Source organism: Streptomyces spirodelae, assembly GCF_017676385.1.
Classification (GTDB): Bacteria; Actinomycetota; Actinomycetes; order Streptomycetales; family Streptomycetaceae; genus Streptomyces; species Streptomyces spirodelae.
The window spans coordinates 133702-150250 of the sequence record NZ_JAFFZN010000017.1; the positions used below are offsets into that span (position 1 = coordinate 133702).

At 71.5% G+C, this 16549-nt stretch carries 15 protein-coding genes; 1 reads left to right on the forward strand and 14 read right to left on the reverse strand.

Features of this window, described 5'->3' with window-relative positions; all coding sequences use genetic code 11:
• Positions 1 to 167 precede the first annotated feature (167 nt).
• The 8 genes from JW592_RS19255 to JW592_RS19290 form a co-directional block, all read right to left on the reverse strand.
• The gene (locus tag JW592_RS19255; protein ID WP_209266384.1) at positions 168 to 1058 is read right to left on the reverse strand and encodes a DUF5936 domain-containing protein; all 891 of its coding nucleotides are present in this window, start codon (positions 1056 to 1058) and stop codon (positions 168 to 170) included.
• Positions 1059 to 1062: 4 nt separating this feature from the next.
• Positions 1063 to 2055 (reverse strand): type II secretion system F family protein, encoded by a 993-nt coding sequence (locus JW592_RS19260; RefSeq protein WP_229376416.1) that lies wholly within the window; start codon positions 2053 to 2055, stop codon positions 1063 to 1065.
• A gap of 5 nt (positions 2056 to 2060) precedes the next feature.
• On the reverse strand, positions 2061 to 3431 hold the full coding sequence (locus JW592_RS19265; protein ID WP_209266385.1) for a TadA family conjugal transfer-associated ATPase: 1371 nt from the start codon (positions 3429 to 3431) through the stop codon (positions 2061 to 2063).
• 13 nt (positions 3432 to 3444) lie between these two features.
• Positions 3445 to 3843, reverse strand: a complete 399-nt coding sequence (locus JW592_RS19270) for a TadE family protein (RefSeq protein WP_209266386.1) — start codon at positions 3841 to 3843, stop codon at positions 3445 to 3447.
• A gap of 6 nt (positions 3844 to 3849) precedes the next feature.
• Positions 3850 to 5775 carry a CpaE/TadZ family protein gene (locus JW592_RS19275; RefSeq protein ID WP_209266387.1) on the reverse strand — a complete coding sequence of 642 codons (1926 nt, stop codon included), beginning with the start codon at positions 5773 to 5775 and terminating at the stop codon, positions 3850 to 3852.
• Positions 5776 to 5782: 7 nt separating this feature from the next.
• Positions 5783 to 6526, reverse strand: a complete 744-nt coding sequence (cpaB, locus tag JW592_RS19280) for a Flp pilus assembly protein CpaB (RefSeq protein WP_209266388.1) — start codon at positions 6524 to 6526, stop codon at positions 5783 to 5785.
• Entirely contained in the window at positions 6523 to 7512 is a 990-nt protein-coding gene (locus JW592_RS19285) for a hypothetical protein (protein WP_209266389.1), read from the reverse strand. The genes cpaB and JW592_RS19285 overlap by 4 nt, the downstream gene beginning before the upstream one ends.
• Positions 7513 to 7737: 225 nt before the next feature.
• Positions 7738 to 9045, reverse strand: a complete 1308-nt coding sequence (locus JW592_RS19290) for an Nramp family divalent metal transporter (protein ID WP_209266390.1) — start codon at positions 9043 to 9045, stop codon at positions 7738 to 7740.
• Between the two features lie 255 nt (positions 9046 to 9300).
• Between JW592_RS19290 and JW592_RS19295 the strand changes: the two genes are divergently transcribed.
• On the forward strand, positions 9301 to 10332 hold the full coding sequence (locus JW592_RS19295; RefSeq protein WP_209266391.1) for a chitinase: 1032 nt from the start codon (positions 9301 to 9303) through the stop codon (positions 10330 to 10332).
• A 111-nt stretch (positions 10333 to 10443) separates the two neighbouring features.
• On the opposite strand, the gene JW592_RS19300 is transcribed toward JW592_RS19295, so the two are convergent.
• The 6 genes from JW592_RS19300 to JW592_RS19325 form a co-directional block, all read right to left on the reverse strand.
• Complete coding sequence (locus tag JW592_RS19300) at positions 10444 to 11301, reverse strand: S1 family peptidase (protein WP_209266392.1); 858 nt, start codon at positions 11299 to 11301, stop codon at positions 10444 to 10446.
• A gap of 68 nt (positions 11302 to 11369) precedes the next feature.
• Positions 11370 to 12227 carry a S1 family peptidase gene (locus tag JW592_RS19305; protein WP_209266393.1) on the reverse strand — a complete coding sequence of 286 codons (858 nt, stop codon included), beginning with the start codon at positions 12225 to 12227 and terminating at the stop codon, positions 11370 to 11372.
• A 170-nt stretch (positions 12228 to 12397) separates the two neighbouring features.
• Complete coding sequence (locus tag JW592_RS19310; protein WP_209266394.1) at positions 12398 to 13942, reverse strand: GntP family permease; 1545 nt, start codon at positions 13940 to 13942, stop codon at positions 12398 to 12400.
• 60 nt (positions 13943 to 14002) lie between these two features.
• Complete coding sequence (locus tag JW592_RS19315) at positions 14003 to 14416, reverse strand: RidA family protein (RefSeq protein ID WP_209266395.1); 414 nt, start codon at positions 14414 to 14416, stop codon at positions 14003 to 14005.
• Positions 14413 to 15207, reverse strand: coding sequence for an IclR family transcriptional regulator (locus JW592_RS19320; RefSeq protein ID WP_209266396.1), 795 nt, complete (start codon positions 15205 to 15207; stop codon positions 14413 to 14415). Before JW592_RS19320 ends, JW592_RS19315 begins: the two co-directional genes overlap by 4 nt.
• Positions 15204 to 16451 carry a sugar kinase gene (locus tag JW592_RS19325; protein WP_209266397.1) on the reverse strand — a complete coding sequence of 416 codons (1248 nt, stop codon included), beginning with the start codon at positions 16449 to 16451 and terminating at the stop codon, positions 15204 to 15206. Before JW592_RS19325 ends, JW592_RS19320 begins: the two co-directional genes overlap by 4 nt.
• Positions 16452 to 16549 lie beyond the last annotated feature (98 nt).

The following is a 16549-nucleotide window of genomic DNA, read 5'->3' on the forward strand; positions in this document are numbered from 1 at the left end:
ACGTTCGCGTGCCCCCCTCCCGTTGCCACTCCGCGGTGTAGCTAACAGTCGTTACCCGAATGCAGACTGTGCCATATCTCTCAGCGGAGAGCGATGGGAAGGGGGAGAACCAGTTCGGCTGAACCGCTGTGCGCGGGCGGCGCGTTGGGCGGCCGCGCCGCAAGCGATCAGCCACCCAGCACCGCGCCGAAGTCCGTGTCGGAACCCAGGACGAAGGTGGCGACGATGAGGATGAGGGTGCCGGGGAGCAGGAAGGCGATGGTGGTCATGGTGGCTTTGGGCACCGTCTTGGCCGCCTTGCGCCGCGCGTTCTGGGCGTCGGTTCGGCGCATGTCGGTGGCGATCTGGATGAGTGTCTCGGCGATGGGCGCGCCGAGCTCCTCGCCCTGCTGGAGGGCCGTGACGAACTGGTCGACCTGGTCGCTGGCGTTGCGCCGGCGCAGCTCGTCGAATGCCTGCCTGCGGCTGACGCCCATGTCCATCTGCCGCAGGGTGATGCGCAACTCGTCGGCCCAGGGGCCCTGGTAGCGGTCGGCGACGCGTTCCAGGGCCTGCCGGAAGCCGAGTCCTGCGGAGACGACGACGGCCAGGACGTCGAGGAAGTCCGGCAGGGTGCGTTCGATGACGCGCCGCCGGTCCTTGATCGCCTGCCGGATGGCGAGGTCGGCCGCGAACCAGCCGAAGGCCAGCGCGAGCGCGGTGAAGAACAGGCTGCCGGCCGAGAGCCCCACCAGCGCCATGGCGCTGCCGAAGATGCCGTAGACGGCGCGCCGAGCCGCGTACCGCTGGAGCGTGAGGCCGCCCGGGTTGCCCGCCTGGTCGATCCTGCGGCGTTTGGCGGCGACCTGTCTCGGGCCCATCAGCCGCAGCACCAGCGGTGCGAGGCGCATGCCGAGCCGGTCGACGGCGGCCTCGCCCTTGGTGGTGCGGGTGGCGCCGACTTCCAGGGCCACGGCGAGGTCGGGGGGCAGCTTGGTCTCGGCGCGGTACATCCGCAGTCCTGCGAAGGCTCCGTAGACGGCGAGTGCGCTCAGCGCGGCGAGGGCGAGGGCGATCACGGCTTCACACCTCGATCCGGCCGAGGCGGCGGATGACGAGGAACCCGGCGGCGAACAGTGCGACGGCGACGACCATGGCGACCTGCCCTACCGGGCTGCCGGTGACCCGGACGAGGGCGCCCGGCATCATCGAGTTCATCATCAGCATCGCGCCGAGACCGAGCAGCGGAATGGTGAAGGCCGTCGCGTTGACCTCGGCGAGCATGGTGCGTACCTCGCGCCGGGTCTCCTTGCGCTCCTCCAGCGTGGTGGTGAGATTGCGCAGGGAGGCGACGATGGTGCCGCCCGCACGGTTGGCGAGGACCAGGGTGGTGACCAGGACGACGAGTTCGCGGGAGGGCAGCCGCTGGGCGAGTTCGCCGAGCGCGTCGTCGATGGAGCGGCCGACGGCGAGCTGGTTGGTGACGATCCGCAGCTCGTCACCGGCCGGGGCCTCCAGCTCCTCGGCTGCCATGCCCAGCGCCGTACGCAGCGCGAGCCCGGCGGAGGTGGCGTTGGCGAGGATACGGGCTAGTTCGGGCAGCTGGTTGATGAACTGCTCGGTACGGCGCTGCCGCTGGTGGTTCAGCAGCGCGTTGGCGGCCAATACGCCGACGAGCCCGGCTATCGGCCCGAAGAACGGGGCGAGGACCGACGAGGCCAGCATCCACAGGACGGCCACCAGGCCCGCCAGGTAGACGACGTACTCGCCGGGTGTGAGGTCGAGCCCTGTGGTGGCCAGTTTGGCCTGGAGGCGGCGGCCGGGTCCGGTGGCGCGGACCCGCCGGTCGACGCCGGTGAAGCGGCGCCGTCTGCCGCCGCTGCCGGACGGCAGTGCGGGCGGCGCGCCTTCGTGCCGCCCGAGCCGCTCGAGGAGCGCCTGGCGGCGGGCGCGGCCCGAGGCGAACAGGAGCACCCCGGCGGTGGCCAGCGCGCAGGCGGCCAGGGTGGCGCCGAGTGCGAACTGCGCCGCGGCGGTGGCCTCCAGCGCGACGGTCACGAGCGGTGTGTGCGGCAGGGGGTTCACACCGCCTCCCTGGTGGCGAGCTGGTCGTCGGAGCGGGCCACGCCGAAGGCTGCGGGTACCGGTTCGCCCGCCAGATAGAGCCGGTCGGCGGCGCGGCGGGGCAGCGGCAGGTGTTCGAACGTGCCGTGCACCCGGCCGTCGGGGCCCATGGGCCGGGGCGCGAACCGGGAGGCGGTCGTGAGCTGGAAGGTCTCGCGGCCGTGCGAGGCCAGCAGGGCGATCTCCACGATCTTGCGGGAGCCGTCGGCCAGCCGCGCGAGCTGGATGAGCACGTCGACCGCCGAGTTGATCTGGTCCTGGAGGGCCGCGAAGGGTACGTCGACCTCGGACATGGAGGCGAGGGTCTGCAGCCGCATCAGGGCGTCCTCGGCGCTGTTGGCGTGCACGGTGGCCAGCGAGCCGTCGTGCCCGGTGGACATGGCCTGGAGCATGTCGAGGGTCTCGCCGCCGCGCACCTCGCCGACGATGATCCGGTCGGGGCGCATCCGCAGCGAGTTGCGGACCAGGTCGCGCACGGTCACCTGGCCCTTGCCCTCGACGTTGGGCGGCCGGGTCTCCAGCCGGATGACGTGCTGCTGCTGGAGCTGGAGTTCGGCGGCGTCCTCGACGGTGATGATGCGCTCGTGCTCGGGGATGAGCGCGGACTGGGCGTTGAGGAGGGTCGTCTTGCCGCTGCCCGTACCGCCCGAGACGATCAGGTTGAAGCGGGCCCGCACGAACCCGGACAGCAGCGAGAGCATGTGCTCGTCCAGGGTTCCGAGTCCGATCAGCTCGCCGAGGGTGTAGGCGCGGGGAAAGCGGCGGATGGTGAGCGTCGCGCCGGTCAGCGAGAGCGGCGGGATGATGACGTTGACCCGCTCGCCGGACGGCAGCCGGGCGTCCACCATCGGATTGGACTCGTCCACGCGGCGGTTGACGGTGGAGACGATGCGCTCGATGGTCTGCATCAGCTGCTCTTCGGAGGCGAACCGTACCGGGACCTGTTCGACGCGGCCGCCGCGCTCGACGAAGATGTTGTCGGGCCCGTTGACCATGATCTCGGTGATGGAGCCGTCCTCCAGCAGCGGTTCGAGGACCCCGAGGCCGAGCGCCTCGTCCACCACCCGGCGGATCAGCAGCGTCCGGTCCCCGGTGGCCAGTACCGGGCCCTCGCGGCTGATGATGTGGCCCAGGACGCGTTCGAGGCGGGCGCGGCGCTCTGCGGGGCTGAGCGCCGACATCTCGGCGAGGTCGATCTCCTCCAGCAGCTTGGTGCGGTAGGCCGCCACCAGGTGGCCGGTGCTGTCCACGGAGGGCCCGGACGCGCGCGGGCCGCCGGCTGCCGCCGCGTTGCTCTCGTGCGTGGTGATACGGGAGCGCAGACTCATGGACCGACCTCGCTCATTCGTCTCCCCCTGGTTGGCGGCTGTCGCTCGGCATGGTCGCGGAGCGGGAGGCGGTGCCCATGCTGTCGATGCCGGGGAGGAGGGAGGGGATGGTCACGGTGGTGGTGACCTTCACCTCGTCCCCGCTGTCCGCGAGCGCGAAACTGCTGCGGCGCGCCGTCCAGTCGGACATCGCGGCGCGTCCGCTCGCCTCGTACCGGTCGGCGATCTCCTCCTGGGAGGCCACCCGGGCAGCGGCCCGGGCACCGGTGCCCGCCTGCTGCACCGCGTAGCCGACGATGCCGAGCTGGATGGCCGCCATCGCGACGAGCAGCAGCAGCGGCAGCATTCCGGCGAACTCCAGCGCGCTGGAGCCGCGGTCGCGCTCGCTCGCACGGGTACGCGCGGCAGCCATGTCCCCTCACCCCTCCTCCGCGGCGCCCGCCTTGCCGCCGACCGTGAACGGCAGGTCGGCGCCGCCCGGGAAGAGCAGTGGCGTCCGCAGGTCGACGTGTGCCTTCCAGACGGTGCCTCCGCGCGAGCAGTCGACTTCGGCGCCCGCGCGCCACTTGGCGGGCAGGTGCGCGCGCGCCGCCGCCTCGCACGCGCCCTGCGGGTCCCCGTAGGCGGCGGCCGCGGTGGCGGCGCGGGCGGCCTCGTCGGCGGAGTTGCCGGCGAGGGAGAAGGTGTAGCCGATCAGCACGCACTGCCACAGCAGCACCAGGGTCACCAGCACGATGGGGGCCATCCCGGCGAACTCCACGCTCAGCGCCCCCCGGTCACCGCCCTCCCGCAGGTGGGGCGGCACCCGGCGGCGCAGAAACCCGACGGCCCCCCGGTCCGCGCCGAGGGTGGAGGTGCCCTGACCCTGGCCCTGCCCGTGGCCTTGCCCCTGCCCCTGCCCCTGCCCCGGACCCGGACCCGTGGTCGTGCCGGGTGGCAGGGCGTGCTGCGGCTGCGGTGCGAGCACGGGTCTGTGCCCGGCTGCCCCGCCCGCACCGGGCCCACCGGAGCCCGCAACGCTGCCGGAGCCACCGGCACTGCCCGAGCCGCCGGCACCGGCGGCGCCGGCGCGCCCCTGGTGCCGTCCGCCGCCCTGCCGTCCGCTCCCGCGCCGCCGGGCGGGGAAGCGCTGCTGCTCCCCGTCCACACCCGCGGCCAGGCCGAGTTCGCCCGCCAGCCCCCACAGTGCCTGCCGTACGCTGCCCTTGGGGTCCAGGTCCTGCATCCGCCCGGCGTCCAGCGCCGACTGGAGCTCTTTGAAGCCCGCGGGCACGGCAGTGCGGGCCACCGGGCTGCCGGTGATTCGGGCGATGAGCTCCGGCTGGATCTCGCTGTGCCGGGAAGCCCGGTTGACGACGGTGACCGTCTCCTCCGCCTTGCGGATCTGGAGCCGCTCCCACAGCCGCACCATCCGCTTCGCACCGCGCACGGCGATCACATCCGGGGTGGCCAGCAGCAGCGCGAGGTCGGCCGCCTCGACGGCCGCGGCGTTGGCCGCGTGCATCTGGGTGCCGCAGTCCAGCACGACGAGCTCGTAGTGGGAGCGCAGCGCGGCCACCAGCTGGCGCGCTGCCCGCTCGTCCACGTCCTCGCCGCGCTCCCCCTCCTCCGGGGCAAGCAGCAGCGCCAGGCCGGTCTCGTGCACGTAGACGGCGTCCTGGAGGACCCGTGGAGTCAGGTCCTTGATCCCGGCCAGGTCGGCGACGGACCTGCGGAAGCGCACGTCCAAACAGGAGGCGACGTCCCCGGCCTGGAGGTCGAGGTCCACCAGCACCGTGGCCCGGCCGGAGGCCCGCGCGGCGAGGGCGAGCTGGACGGCGGCCAGGGTGGTGCCGACACCGCCCTTGGCACCCGCGACGGTGACGACGGTGCCGCCGCCCTGCGCGCCGGTGCCGTACGGTTCGCTCCCGTACCCGGTGCCCTCGTATCCGCCCAGGTGGCGGCGGACACCGGTGGCCCAGGCCGCGGCGGCGCCGACCCGCGCCGCCAGCTCGTCGTAGCCGAGCGGCAGCCCGGCGACTCCGCGTGCTCCGGCGTCCATGGCGGCCGCGTACAGCGCCGGGCTGGTGTCCTGGGTGACCAGGACGACGCCCACGGCGGGGAACTGGAGGGCCACCTGGCTGATCAGCTCCAGCGCGGGCACCGGACCGATCAGCTCGTGCACGAGGACCACCTCGGGCAGCTCGGCGGGTGCCTCGCCGGCCTGCTGGGCCAGGGAGTCCAGCAGCTGGGTCGAGTCGACGGCGGGCGGCACGGGCTCGGCGTCGGGGAGCTGGCTGAGCAGGGTGACCAGCGGGCGCGCCGCGTCCGGGTCGCTGACAGCCGGCTGGATGCGGATCACCATCGTGGCCTCACTTGTCTCCGGGGAGCGTGTAGATGCGGTCCTCCTCGGGGACCTCGGTGTCGTCACCCGGTGCGACCAGGGCGAGCCTGACGTGCTCGGCGAACGACTCCGCGTAGGCCACCCGCTGGGCGTCCTTGGCGGTGAGCGCGAAGGTGATGGGCACGCCGTCACGTTCCCGCTGCCGGGTGCGCTCGTCGCGGTCGCCGTCGTCGTCCAGCGGGGTCAGCTTGCCGACGTCGATGACCTTGGCGCGGCTGACGATGACGCGGGACTCGGACGGCGCCTTGGTCGCACCGTCGCCCTTGGCGCCGGGGCGCTGCTCGCCCTCGAAGGTGGCGTAGATGTTGACGCGGTTGCCGGGGTTGATCTTCCCGGCGACGCCGGTCTCCGCGTCGATCATGATGGCGAGCTCCTGCTCGCCCGCCTTCAGTTCGGGCCGCTCGGCCATCATGTCGGACTGGAGGAGCGAGCCCTTTTCGAGCGGGTTCACGGCGATCTTGCTGCGGATGTCGCTCAGATCGGTGACGGCGGTGCTGGGCAGCCACCGCCGGGGCATGGAGACCTCGGTGAACTGGGAGCTGTCCAGCGACCGGTAGGCGGGCACGTCCTCCTTCAGCTTGTAGGCCGTCGTCTCGTCGCCCACCTTGGACTCCACGTTCCTGACGACGGCGAGCACCCCGGCGAACGCGGCGAGGGCGCACAGGACCGAGAGGACCAGCAGGAGGACGCCGCGGCGCTGGCGTGAGTTCATGGACGGATACCTCTGGGGTCGGCGACGACGGGCTCGGACGTGGCGGGGGCCGAGGGGGCTGCGGGGGCCGCGGGGGCCACGGAGGGTGCGGGCGGCGGAGTGGAAGGCGCGCGAGGGGCAGGCGCGCGAGGGGCCGGTGGTACGGAGGACGCGGTCGGCGCGGGCGGCAGCGGGGTGGCACAGAAGGCGCACCGGTCGCCGATGAGTTCGAGACCGCAGCCGGGGCACTCGTCACGCCGTACCGAGGCGACGAGCTGGTAGAGGACCGAGACATCGGGGATGGCCGCCACGAACTCCGTCAGCTTGGCCGTCCCCCACCAGGCCGCCGAGTCGCGGGGCAGCGGGGCCTCGTGCACCCGCGCCACCCGCCAGCGGGCCGGCAGGGAGCGCAGGGCCCAGTCGGCGGAGAGCTGCCCTGGCGCGACGGTCAGCTCCGTGGCGAACCTCGGCCCGGTCAGCCCTTCTTCGGAGCCTGGCGTCCCCAGCCTGATCAGTTCGGGTGTGGGCGCGGCGAGGACGGCGAACTGGGTGCCGGGCAGCCAGGAGCGGGCGTGCGAGCCGACCGCGACCGGCACCCGGTCCAGCTTGGCGACCGAGCCGAGCACGGCGCCGGCGTACAGATAGTGCGTCAGCAGCCGCGCCGCCGCGCCCAGCACTCCGGGCGTGAAGTCGCACAGGGACAGCTGCCGCAGCTGCCGTACGAGCATCCCGCAGGCCAGCGGCGGCAGCTCCACCGGCAACAGCGCGATGCGCCGGCTCTCCAGCAGCGAGCGGACGGTGTGCAGCCGGTGCCGGAACGGGGTGGGCAGGGTCGCAGGGAAGACGGTGAGGAGATAACCGTGCTGCTCCAGCAGGGCCTGCGTCTGCGCGAGGGCTTCCGCCAGCGGCTGCTCGTCCGGCGGGGAGAACACATGGGCGTGCGGGGTGTGCCGGTCGGTGGCGGCGAGCAGGTGGTCGGGGCTGGTGACCGCTAACGCCGTAGACACATCCGCCTCCCCCGGGCCCGCCACCGGCCTACCACAGTAGCCATGGCCCCCTGCACCGTGAACCGTTCGCCGAAACGTGCGCCGTCCCCCGAAACCGGACCAGCGACACCACTACCCGCCCGACCCCGCACATCAATCCCCCAACACCGGCTCCGTACACCGACCCACGCCCCGAAAGGCGCCAGGGGACACCAGGGGTCACCAAAAAGGGGGCACCAGGAGGGATCACCAGGGGAGGTCGCGGACCTGTTCGACGCACAGGATGAGGAACAGCACGCAGGAGGCGGCCAGCAGGAGGTTGCTGAGCGGGCCGTTGCGCCACTCACGGGGAGTGCGGTCGCTGTTGAGGAGCCAGAGGAGAGTGGCGGCGAGGAAGGGCATGAAGAAGGCGCCCAGCACGCCGTAGGCGACGACGAGACCGAAGGGCTGGTCCAGCCAGAGCAGGGTCATCGGGGGAAAGGTCAGCCACAGCAGGTAGCCGCGGAAGGGTATCGAGCGCTCCCGCTCGCCACGGGTGAGCGGTGCGACACCGGCGTCGGCTGCCAGTCCGCGTGCGGCCTTCAACCGCTCCACGAAGTCCGCGAACATCAGGCTCACACCGTGCCAGACGCCCACCAGCGAGGAGAAGGAGGCGGCGAAGAAGCCGACCAGGAAGAGGGTGGCCGTGGAGCTGCCGAAGCGCTTCTCCAGGACGTCGTCCAGGTCCAGGAGGCCCTTGTCGCCGGAGGCGAGGGCCAGATTCGTGGAGTGCAGCAGCTCGGCGCCGATGATCAGCATGGCCACGACGAAGATGCCGGTGGTGAGGTAGGCGACGCGGTTGTCGAGCCGCATCATCTTCATCCAGCTGCTGTCGGCCCAGCCCTTGGCGTTGATCCAGTAGCCGTACGCGGCCATGGTGATGGTGCCGCCGACGCCGCCGATCAGGCCGAGGGTGTAGATCATGGAGCCGGACGGCAGGACGGGCAGCAGCCCGGCGAAGGCGTCGCCCAGGTCGGGGCCGACCCGGATCGCGACGTAGACCACGACCAGGAACATCACGCCGACGAAGAGCATCATGATCTTCTCGACGACGGCGTAGCGGTTGGTCCATACGAACAGCAGCCCTGTCAGCCCCGTGATGACGGCCCATGCCTTGAGCGGCAGCACATCGCCGAAGAGCGCCTGGAGCGGCAGCGCACTGGAGGACATGGCGGTTGCGCCGTAGACGAAGCCCCAGATGACGATGTAGACCGCGAAGTAGACCGTGGTCCAGGGACCGAGGCTGCGCCAGCCGTCGAAGATGGTGCGGCCGGTGGCCAGGTGCCAGCGGCCGGTCGCCTCGGCGAGGGCGATCTTGACGATGCAGCCGATGACGGCAGCCCACAGCAGGGTGTAGCCGAACTTGCTGCCCGCGATGAGCGTGGCGACCAGGTCCCCGGCGCCGACGCCGGTGGCCGCGACCACGATGCCGGGGCCGATCATCTTCCAACTGGGCTTGCGAACCGGGGGCGTGGCGCCGTCGGCCGTACCGGGTGTGATGTCCTCCGCTGCCATGCCGACCTCCGCCGTACGCGCGCTTCGAGGGTGGGCGACCGTACCGGCACCCGGGGGGTGACCGTGCAGGTCGCGTGCGATGTAACCGCCTGCGGACGATCAGCACAAGGGGGTGCGGGCCACGGAACGGGCCCGGTTCCCCGGTGCGCGACACCGGGCGATCACCGCCCGACACCTTGACATCCCTATTGGTCTGGACCAGGTTGTACGGCGCACGCGCACCACACCTCCCTTTCCCCCACACCGGAGGCAGTTGTGACACGTTCCCACTCCAGACGTATCCCGTTCCCCCGCGCACTCGTCGCTCTCGCCGCCTCGGCTCTGGCGGCGGGCGGCCTGTTCGCCTTCGGACCGGCCGCCGCGCACGCCGAGGACCCCACAGGCCCCGGACCCCGGGTGGGCGCCTCACAGGTGCCCGCGCACGCCGTCACCGGCTACTGGCAGAACTTCGACAACGGCGCCACCGTGCAGACCATCGCCGATGTGCAGGACGAGTACGACATCATCGCCGTCGCCTTCGCGGACGCGACCGGCACACCGGGCCAGGTCGACTTCCACCTCGACCCGGCGCTCGACTACTCCGAGCAGCAGTTCAAGGCGGACATCGCTGCCAAACGGGCCGCCGGCAAGTCCGTCATCATCTCGGTGGGCGGCGAGAAGGGCGCGGTCTCGGTCAACGACGGCGCCTCCGCTGACGCCTTCGCCAAGAGCATCGTCTCGCTGATGGACGAGTACGGCTTCGACGGCGTCGACATCGACTTGGAGAACGGCCTCAACGCGACCTATATGACCAAGGCCCTCGACGCGATCCACGCCGCCAAGAGCGAGGTGGTGGTGACGATGGCGCCGCAGACGGTCGATATGCAGTCGCCGGGCAACGAGTACTTCAAGACGGCGCTCAGCATCAAGAGCTATCTGACCGTCGTCAATATGCAGTACTACAACAGCGGCTCGATGAACGGCTGCGACGGCAAGGTCTACTCGGCCGGCACCGTCGACTTCCTCACCGCACTCGCCTGCGTACAGATCAAGGGCGGCCTCGACCCGTCGCAGGTCGGCATCGGCACCCCCGCCTCACCGCGGGCCGCGGGCTCGGGCTACGTCGACCCGGGCGTGGTCAACGACGCGCTCGACTGCCTCGCCAAGGGCACCGGCTGCGGCAGCTTCACGCCCGACGAGAAGTGGCCGGGCATCCGCGGCGCGATGACCTGGTCGACGGCGTGGGACGCGAGCAACGGCGACAAGTGGTCGGACACGGTGGGCCCGCACGTCCACGCCCTGCCGTAATCCACCCGCCGTTCCCCGCGCCCCCGCCAGGGGCGCGGGGAACGGCGCGAGCAAGCCCCCACAAGCCGCAGCCCGCAGACGGCCTCAAGGGGCAGCCCGTGCCCGGCGCGATTACTTCTTCGGCTCCGGCAGCGCGCAGCGCCGCGCGTCGAGGTTGAGCTGGTTGCCGCGGCCGAAGCAGGAGTTGATCAGATAGGTCTGCTGGCCATAGGCGTTGAGGTAGCGGACGGTGACGTTGCCGCTCTTGTCCACCTCACACGGGTTGTTGAGCGTGCACCGCTCCCCGTCCTCGTTGTGGGTGTTGTTGACCCCGACGACCTTGCCGGTGCGGTTGTCGATCACCGGGGAACCTGAGGTGCCGCCCTTCGTCTGGCAGGCCATGGTGTAGCGGATGGAGTCCTTCCAGGTCCAGTCGGCCTCCTTGAGCCGGTAGGCGAACCCGTCGACGGCGCAGCCGAACTTCTCCTTCCAGTAGCCCGAGACGACGGTGATGTCCCGGCCCTGGCGCGGGTGGCGGGCATCCAGCGTCAGCGCGTCGATGCCGTACTTCTTCTTGATCTCCTTGTACGTGGAGGTCGTCTCGTACAGGGAGATGTCTGTGTCCGTCATGGTCGCGTAGGCGATCTTGTCGGAGTGGATCTTCCCGGCGTCGCTGCCGTCCGCGTTGAGCAGCGTGAAGTCGCGGCTGGTCTTCTTGTCGACCACGACCTCGCCCGCGCCGGGCATGCCCTCCTGGAGGCAGTGGCCGTTGGACAGGACGAGCGCCGGGTCACTGGCCCTGGAGTGCTTGAGCTTGACGACGGAGCCGGAGCAGTTGCTGAGCGCCACGGTGCCCTCGAAGGAGGGGGTGCCACGGTGGGCCGCCGTCTGGCCGCTGTCGGCGGCCACCGCCGGTGCCGCGGCTATGCCCGTGAGCGCGGCGGCGCCGAACAGCGCCGCCGCGAGCGTACTGACGAGGGGCTTTCTCATGTACTCCTCATTCTTCCGGTTTGACGACAGGGACAGGAGGGCCCCAACGTCCGTACAGCGGTGTCGCGTTACGGCTTGGGGAGCGTGCAGCCCGTACGGTCGAGGTCGATCTTGTTCCCCGCTCCCACGCACGGCGCGATGATGTAGGTCTGCTGGCCGTAGCCGATCCCGTAGCGGACGGTGACCTGGCCGTTCTCGTCCACCTCACAGGGGTTGTTGAGCGTGCACCGCTCGCCGTCCTCGTTGCGGGTGTTGTTGACCCCGACGACCTTGCCGGTGGCGTTGTCGATGACGGGGGAGCCGGAGGTGCCGCCCTTGGTACGGCAGTCGGCGGTGTAGCGCAGGGAGTCCTTCATCGTCCAGCCGGCCTCCTTGAGCCGGTAGGCGAAGCCGTCGAGCGAGCAGCCGAACTTCTCGCGCCAGTACCCGGAGACGACGGTGATGTCCCTGCCCTGGGTGGGGTGGGCCGCCTCGACGTCGAGTGCCTTGATGCCGAACCGGGACTCGATCTGCCGGTAGGTGGACCCGACCTGGTACAGCGAGACGTCGGTGTCGGTCATCGTCGCGTAGGCGACCTTGGTGGCGCGGATGGTACCGGCGTAGCCGCCGTTCGCCCTCAGCAGGGTGAAGGAGCGCCTGGATGCCTGGTCCTTGACGACCTGCCCCGGCTGGGGCATGCCCGTCTCCAGGCAGTGGCCGTTGGAGAGGACCAGCGCGGGATCGTCGGGCTGCGAGGTGGGCATCTTGACCACCGAGCCCGAGCAGTTGCTGAGCGCGACGGTGCCCTCGAAGGAGGGTGCGGCCTTGGGGGCCTTGGGGTTCGCCTTGCCGCTGTCGGCGGCAGCCGCGGGTGTCGCGGCGATGCCGGTGAGTGCCGCGGCGCCGAAGAGCGCGGCGGAGAGGGAGGTTGCGAGAGGTCTGTTCACGGGTGGGGGTTCCTCTCTTGATACCGAAGGTTCGTTCGGTCCGACGCCGTGCATTCTTGGACCAGTTGAGGCCCACCACAAGAGCACCCCCGGAATCGGGAGAGCCGATTCCGGGGGTGTTGTGTCGTATGTGGATTTTCCCGCCCGGTGCCGCCCGCCGGGCTGGAGCGTCAGACGAAGATGCTCAGCACCGCAGCCACCGCGAAGCCCGCGACCGACAGCACGGACTCCAGCACCGTCCACGAAGCCAGGGTGTCGCGCTCGGAGATGCCGAAGTACTTGGAGACCATCCAGAACCCGCCGTCGTTGACGTGCGAGGCGAAGATCGACCCGGCCGAGATCGCCATGATGACCAGCGCCAGGTGCGCCTGCGAGGGATCTCCCTGCGCCAGCAGCGGCGCCACGATGCCGGCCGTGGTGACGATGGCGACCGTCGCCGAGCCCTGCGCCACCCGCAGCACCAGCGAGATCAGATACGCCAGCACGACCACCGGCAGCCCGGCGTCCCCGAACACGTCGGCGAGTGCCTGCGCGACGCCCGAGCCCTGGAGCACGGCGCCGAAGACCCCGCCCGCTCCGACGACCAGCAGGATGTTGCCGACCGGCTTGAGCGAGGCCGTGGAGACCGTCTCCAGCGACTTACGGCTCCAGCCCCGCCGCAGCCCCAGCAGGTAGTACGCCAGCAGCAGGGCGACGGTCAGTGCCACGAACGGGTGACCGACGAACTCGATGACCGAGCGGACGGTGGAGGGGTCCAGCGCGAGGGAGGAGAAGGTGGCGGCGAGGATCAGCACCAGCGGCGTACCGATGATGGCCAGCACCGTACCGAGGGCGACCGGCCGCTCCTCGGCGTCGGCACCGGTGCCGCCGGTGCCGGCGCTCTCGATGCCGCCAGTGTCGCCGGTGCCGCCGGTGCCGCTCGCGCCGGCGCCGCCGGTGGCCGGCGCACGCTTCTCCGCCGCTACGGCACGCTTGGCCTCCTCGGCGGCCTCCAGCATGTCCTGCGGTACCTCGACGAAGATCCGGTTGCCGATCCACGCCGCGTACCCCCAGGCGGCGAGCACCGCGGGGACACCGCAGACGACGCCCATCAGGATGACCCAGCCCAGCTCCACATCCAGCAGGCCGGCGGCGGCCACCGGACCCGGGTGCGGGGGCAGGAACGCGTGCGTCATCGACAGCCCGGCGAGCATCGGCATGCAGTAGAGGAGGATCGACCTGCCGCTCCTCTTGGCCGCCGCGTAGATGATGGGCGCCAGCACGAAGATGCCGACGTCGAAGAAGACGGGGATGCCGAAGATCAGGCCGGTCAGCCCCATGGCGAGCGGTGCGCGCCGCTCGCCGAACAACCCCAGCAGCCGGGCCGAGAGCGCCTCGGCGCCCCCGCTGACCTCCAGGATCGCCCCCAGCATGGTGCCGAGGCCGATGATGATCGCGACATGGCCGAGGATGCCGCCCATCCCCGACTCGATCATCGAGACGGCGTCGGACTTCTGGACGGTTCCGAAGAGTTCGGTGACGGACAGGCCGGCCCCGAGACCCACCGCGATGGAGACGGCGAGCAGCGCGACGAACGGCTGGAGGCGGACCTTGATGATGAGCACGAGCAGCAGGGCGATACCGAGGGCCGCCACGGTGAGCAGGCCCCCGGTGCCGGGTATGAGCGCGAGGAGGCCGCCCGTGTGGGGCGGTGCCGTTTCGGCGGCGAGCAGCATGAGAACTCCGTTGTTCGGTGCTGGGCGGAACCCCGCCCCCTGAGCGGGGGTGGAGGCACCTCAGCCGAGGACGGCCAGCGCGTCGATCTCGACCAGGAGTCCGGCCGGAAGCCCCACGTACACCGTCGTCCGCGCCGCTGGGGCCTGCTGGAGAAAGGTGAAGTACTCGTTGTAGATCTCGTTGAACTCCGCGAAGTGCGCGGTGTCCGTCAGATAGACGCGGATCATCATCGCGTCCTCCCAACTGGCGCCGCCCTCCTTGAGGATGGCGTCCACGTTGGCGAGGGTCTGCAGGGTCTGTTCCCGCAGCCCGGGGCCGACAGGTGTCGGGGCCTGGCCTTCGACGGCGGGGCCGAAGCCGACCTGCCCCGCGACCTGGAGGATGTTGCCCTTGCGTACGCCGTGCGAGAACTTCGCGGGCGGCGTGGTGTGGGTGGCCGGGGTGAGGGCGGTCTTGGCCGGCTTTTCGCTCATGGTGCGGCTCTCTTACTCGTCGTTCCGGTCGGTGGAATGGGCGGCTGCCCCGTGTACTCGGCACTGATGGCCTCGGCGGTCCGCCTCAGACGGGGCAGCAGGGCGAGGAGTTCGTCGGCCGAGACGACGACGTTGGGCGCGGAGACCGACATGGCCGCCACCACCCGTCCGTCGGCGCCGCGGATGGGCGCCGCGACGCAGTTGATGGACTCCTCGTGGCCACCGAAGTCGGTGGCCCAGCCCTGTTCGCGCACCTTGGCGAGCTCCGCGAGGAACGCGGCGGCGTCGGGTGTGGAACGGGGCGTGTAGCGGGGGTAGTCGAGCCGTTCGGCGACAGCGCGCCGTTCCGGCTCCGGAAGGTCGGCCAGCAGCAACTTGGCCACGGCGGCGACGGTGATGGCGACGGGTTTGCCGATGCGCGAGTACATCCGTACCGGGTAGCGGCTCTCCACCTTGTCGATGTAGAGGACCTGGTCCTCGGCGTACTCCTCGTAGACGGCCAGATGCACGGTGTGGCCGCAGGCGGCGTTGAGCTCGGCCAGGTGCGGGTGGGCGATGTCGCGGATGTCGAGGCTCTCCATGGCCTGCTGCGCCAGCGCGAACAGCCGCGCGCCGAGCCGGTAGCGCTGGTCGGGCTGGCGGTAGACCATGCCGTGCTCGTGCAGGGTGCGCAGCAGCCGCAGCGCTGTCGACTTGTGGACCTGCAGCCGGGAGGCGACCTGCTCCAGGTTGGCGGGCCCCTCGGCGAGCAGCGGCAGGATGCTCAGTGCGCGGTCGACGGTCTGGCTCATACGGAACGCACCTCCAGCTCCCGACGGCCGGGCTGGTCGGGCCGGGCAGGCTGGTCCGGCTCGGCGGGCTGGTCGGGCACAGCGGACTGGTCCGGCTCGGCGGGCTCGTCGGGCCGCCCGGCGGTTGCGGTTCGGGGCCCGTGCGTCGTCCAGCCGGGGCCCAGGCGCAGTCCCGCCCAGCTCTCCGCGTCGAGGGCCGCCAGCCGGTCGGCGAGGTCGCGGCCCGGCGGCGCGGCGAGGTCGCCGGCGTCCGTGAGCGCGGCGGCGGCCGTCAGATGCCCGTGCCGCAGCCGTTGGTCGACCGGCAGCCCGCGCAGCGTGCCGGCCAGAAAGCCGGCGGCGAAGGCGTCTCCGGCACCCACGGGGGAGACGACGTCCACCCGCAGCGCGGGCGCGAAGACGGCGGTCCCCTCCCTGGTGAACGCGGTGGCCCCGGTCGCCCCCTGTTTGACGACGAGCACCGCCGGCTCGGCCAGCGCCTCCCGTACGGCCTCGGGCCCGCCCGTGACTCCCCAGGCGGCGGCCGCCTCGTCCTCGCCGACGAAGACGAGGTCGCTGTGCCGGGCGAGTTCTCGCAGCACCTCGGCGCCGCGTTCCGCGACGGTGGGCGTACGCCACAGGCCGACGCGGTAGTTGACGTCGAAGGAGACCAGCGGCCCGGTGCCGCCGCCTCGGTCCGCAGGAGTGCGCGCCGAGGTGAGCTCGCGCAGCAGGGCCAGGCAGTCGGTGGAGAGGGCGGCGGTGATCCCGGTCAGGTGCAGCACCTTGCCTGCGCGGAGCACCCTGCGCGGGACGTTGGCCGGTGACATGGCCGAGGCGGCCGACCCGGCGCGGTAGTAGAGCACTTCGGAGAGCGGGCCGGGGTGGGCCGCGGGGCCGGTCCCATCGACGAGGCCGGTGGCACCGGTCCCTTCTCCGGCACCGACGGCACCGGTGGCGCGCTCGCCGTTCGTACGGAAGTAGATGCCGGTGGGCCGCTCGGGGTCGCGCTCGACCGCGCTGGTGTCCACGCCGTGCTCGGCGATCGTACGGACCAGGTGGTCGCCGAAGCCGTCGGTGCCGACCCGGCCGACCCAGGCGGCGCGGTGACCGGCGCGGGCCAGGGTGCAGGCGACGTTGGACTCGGCGCCGCCGATCGCCCGGTCGAACGAGGGCACGTCGGCCAGCGGGCCGGCGCTGCCGGGCAGGAACGTGACCATGGATTCGCCGAGGCAGACGACGTCGACTTGGGGCGTGGTGGTCACGGGGATGCTGCTCCTCGCTGCGGTGTCCCGGTCGGTGTCGGGAAGCCCGGCGGCCGGCTCCCGGCACCATTGACCGGCTGTTCCGCGGGATGCTAGAC